Raw genomic sequence first — 3,196 nt, 5'->3', positions numbered from 1 at the left:
GACCTCGCGGGCGACACCTGCGGCGAGCATCTGCTCGTAAGCCGAGTACGCCTCCCGGTAGGCGATCTCCATCTGCACGCACGTGAAGTCGTGCATCCCGGGCGGGCCGTCCACGAACGTGTAGTGACCGGGCTTGCCCTGCTGCACGAGCTTGCGGTCCGCGGAGGGCCAGTAGAAGACCGGCTCGAGCTCCCGGTAACGCCCGGAAGATTCGTTGTAGCTCCAGCCGGCCCGGTGGCGGTGGAACTCGCGGAACACGAAGATCGGTGCGCTGATCAGGAACGTCATCGACGTGTGCTCCCAAGGTGACCCGTGCCTTTCCCGCATCAGGTAGTTGATCAGGCCCTTTGACCGCTCCGGGTCCTTCCCGATCTCGTTGAGGGACTGCTCCCCGGCGGTGGAGACGCGGGCGGCGAACAGCACGTCGGCGTCGGACGCGGTGTGCTTCACCAGCTCGACGGTCATGCTGCTGCGGAAGGTCGGCTCCAGGGGCTCGGGCATGGGAAGGCTCCGATCAGGCGGGGAGGGGATGCCGTCTCCCAGTGTTCCGGGATTGCGGCGAATCGTTCCCCCCACCCTGTCCGTAGGATGACCGCATGAGCACCCCTGCCCCAGCCCCTGTCGCCCGGCCGAAGCCGCCTTTGCCTGAGTGCGCGCCGTCGCAGGTCGGGCCGTGCTCGAAGTGCCAGCAGCCCTGCCACCGCTACGGGTCCGGCGGAAACCCGCTGTGCGTCCTGTGCAGGCGGGAGCTGGAGGAGTGGCAGGCCGGCAAGTAGGCACCCCGTGCGGTACACGGGGTGCCCTTCACTGGTCGGCGGTGCGGTCGGTCGGTTCGATTCCCCGCTCACGGAGAGCGGCGTACAGGGTGGTGCGGGACAGCCCAGTAAGCCGCCCAATCTCGCGGACGTTCTCCAGGCCGTCCCGCCACAGTTCGGCAGCCACGTCCTTCAGCTGCACCGCGACGGAGGCGCGTAGGTCGCGCAGCTCCTCCGCACGGTGGGTCAGCTTGTCGCGCGTCTCGCTCACCGCTGTACCGCCACGTTGGCCGCGTTGCGCATGTCGGCGTCGGTCTGCGGGGTGCCGCCCCCGTTGACCAGCAGGTAGATCGCGGCCTCTTCCTGGACCGTGGCCACTCGGGCGGTCGCGACCGTCAGGTGGGCACGGTTAGCGAAGTGCCGTTGCCGGGACAGGGTCAGGCCGTTCCAGCGAACGTAGGGACCGTCGTCGGTGTCTTCTGTGGTCTCAACGTCGGCCGGGTCGAACCAGGACGCGGGCACGGCCAATTCGCTGGAGAACCAGGCCTGGGCGGTGCTGATGCGCTGCTGACCGTCGATGCATGCGTACATGGCCTCATCGCGTTCGATGGGGTCGTAGCCGTTGGCGGCCTTCCACTCGGGCGTCGACCGATCGTTGAAGATGACGACGCCGGTGGGGGTACCGGTGAGCCACGACCGGATGAGGGCGATCTTCTGATCTTCGTTCCAGACTCGGCCGCGCTGGTAGGGCGGGTTGAGGTCGAGGCCGAACGACTCGCTGAAGGAGCGTGCAATCTCACGTGCCTGGCGGTCGGCGGCGTTCAGGCTGAGGTGCTCCAGCGGCTGTGCGGTCTGTCGGGTCATGACGACTCCTTTCTATGTCCATCACAATACATGTCCAGTGCTGGACGCACAAGGGGTGTGGTGCGAGAGAGGGGGGAACGCTGCCCGCGGGTGGGCCGTAGCTTGGCCGGGTGCTGCTCTCCGACCGCGACATTCACCAGGCGATAGCCAACGGCCGGCTCGGCGTGTCCCCGTATGACCCGGACATGCTTCAGCCCGCGTCGATCGACGTCCGCCTCGACGACCGCTTCCTCGTGTTCGACTCGCACGCCGTGCCGTTCATCGATCCTGCGCAGGAGCAAGCCGACCTGACGCGTGAGGTGCGGGTGACGAGGGGCGGGGAGCCGTTCGTGCTGCACCCGGGCGAGTTCGTCCTTGCCTCCACCTACGAGGAAGTCCGCCTCGGTGACGACCTCGCTGGCCGCCTGGAGGGAAAGTCGTCCTTGGGTCGGCTCGGGCTGATCACGCACTCCACGGCCGGGTTCATCGACCCCGGCTTCCACGGCCACATCACCCTCGAGCTGTCCAACCTCACCCGCGCTCCGTTGCTGCTGTGGCCGGGCATGAAGATCGGCCAGCTGTGCGTCTTCCAGATGACCGGCCCCGCTGAGCACCCCTACGGCAGCACGGTCCGCGGGTCCCGGTATCAGGGGCAGCGTGGCCCGACCGCTTCCCGCTCCTGGAAGAACTTCCACCGCACCGTCCTGCCCCGCGGCTAGGCTGCGGCCATGTCAAACGAGTGGGAGGCGGGGGCCACGCCGTGGCTGCGCCGCCATCAGCCCAAGACCACGTGGGCCAACGAGCCCAACCCGGTGCAGTGCATGTTCTGCGGCGGGCAGACCATCAAACGATCCGAGTCCGACCGTGACGACGACCCCGGCCGCATCGAGCTGTACTGCGACAACGGGTCATGCGATGCGAGGGAGATCGTCCTCCTGGTGAAACGGGACGGCGCTAACGCCTTCTCCCGTGCCGACGTGCGCGCCCTGAACATGATCGATAACGGGACGCTGGACGTCCACACTGCGTTCCCGCCGCAGTTCAAGTCCAGCACGCTGTCGGAGCTGATGGCGGACTACGGGAAGGACACGGAGCGCAGGACGCGTCAGCCTGCGCCGTATGAGGAGTGATCCCGGCTGTCAGTGGCCACGGGTAGCGTTGGGGGAGTTGGACTGCCGTGAGCCGCATGGGGCGGCTTACCCGCGCCCGGTGGTCCCTGCGGGGAGGAGACCCCTGTGGCGAAGTCCCGAGTAAAGGTCACGTTCAACGAGGCAGCGCTGAAGAAGGCGGCTGCCAAGCTGGTGGACGACTGGGCCGCGAAGATGACCCGGAAGATTAACGCCCTGTCGCCGGAGTACACCGGGCGTCCGGTGCCGGAGGTGAAGGAGGCGGTCTCGCGGGTGTGGGCTCGTGAGGCGGCCGGGCATCAGCTTCCGGAGTCGCATCTGACGGCGTACGCGGAGCAGATCGCGGCGGGTGGACGGGTGACGATCACTACGAAGTAGGGTGCGAACGACGGTGCCCCGCCTGCTTGCCTCAGGCGGGGCACCGTCACTTTCAGGCCCTCACTTCTCGGTGGCGCGGTCAAAGGTACGTGT

Annotated in this window: 6 protein-coding genes; 3 read left to right on the top strand and 3 right to left on the bottom strand. The window is 67.5% G+C overall.

Going from position 1 to position 3,196, the window contains the following annotated elements; all coding sequences use genetic code 11:
• The 3 genes from thyX to IE258_RS40420 form a co-directional block, all read right to left on the bottom strand.
• On the bottom strand, positions 1-501 hold a 501-nt coding region (gene thyX, locus IE258_RS40430), incomplete at its 3' end, for an FAD-dependent thymidylate synthase (RefSeq protein ID WP_189750781.1).
• A gap of 303 nt (positions 502-804) precedes the next feature.
• Positions 805-1,026 (bottom strand): hypothetical protein, encoded by a 222-nt coding sequence (locus IE258_RS40425; RefSeq protein WP_189750780.1) that lies wholly within the window; start codon positions 1,024-1,026, stop codon positions 805-807.
• Positions 1,023-1,619 carry a DUF262 domain-containing protein gene (locus IE258_RS40420; protein ID WP_189750779.1) on the bottom strand — a complete coding sequence of 199 codons (597 nt, stop codon included), beginning with the start codon at positions 1,617-1,619 and terminating at the stop codon, positions 1,023-1,025. The genes IE258_RS40425 and IE258_RS40420 overlap by 4 nt, the downstream gene beginning before the upstream one ends.
• 110 nt (positions 1,620-1,729) lie before the next feature.
• On the opposite strand from IE258_RS40420, the gene dcd reads away from it, so the two are divergent.
• The 3 genes from dcd (at position 1,730) to IE258_RS40405 (ending at position 3,103) form a co-directional block, all read left to right on the top strand.
• On the top strand, positions 1,730-2,317 hold the full coding sequence (gene dcd / locus IE258_RS40415) for a dCTP deaminase (RefSeq protein ID WP_189750778.1): 588 nt from the start codon (positions 1,730-1,732) through the stop codon (positions 2,315-2,317).
• Positions 2,318-2,326: 9 nt separating this feature from the next.
• Positions 2,327-2,728: a hypothetical protein gene (locus IE258_RS40410; protein WP_189750777.1), complete on the top strand. Its 402-nt coding sequence runs from the start codon at positions 2,327-2,329 to the stop codon at positions 2,726-2,728.
• Between the two features lie 105 nt (positions 2,729-2,833).
• A complete protein-coding gene (locus IE258_RS40405) occupies positions 2,834-3,103 on the top strand; it encodes a hypothetical protein (protein ID WP_189750776.1) in 270 nt (89 codons plus the stop codon).
• Positions 3,104-3,196: the final 93 nt, after the last annotated feature.

The sequence above is a fragment of the Streptomyces tendae genome, assembly GCF_014650435.1.
In the GTDB taxonomy this organism is placed as follows: domain Bacteria; phylum Actinomycetota; class Actinomycetes; order Streptomycetales; family Streptomycetaceae; genus Streptomyces; species Streptomyces tendae.
Note: the sequence above shows the minus strand (reverse complement) of the source record. Positions and strands in the feature narration are given on the sequence as shown.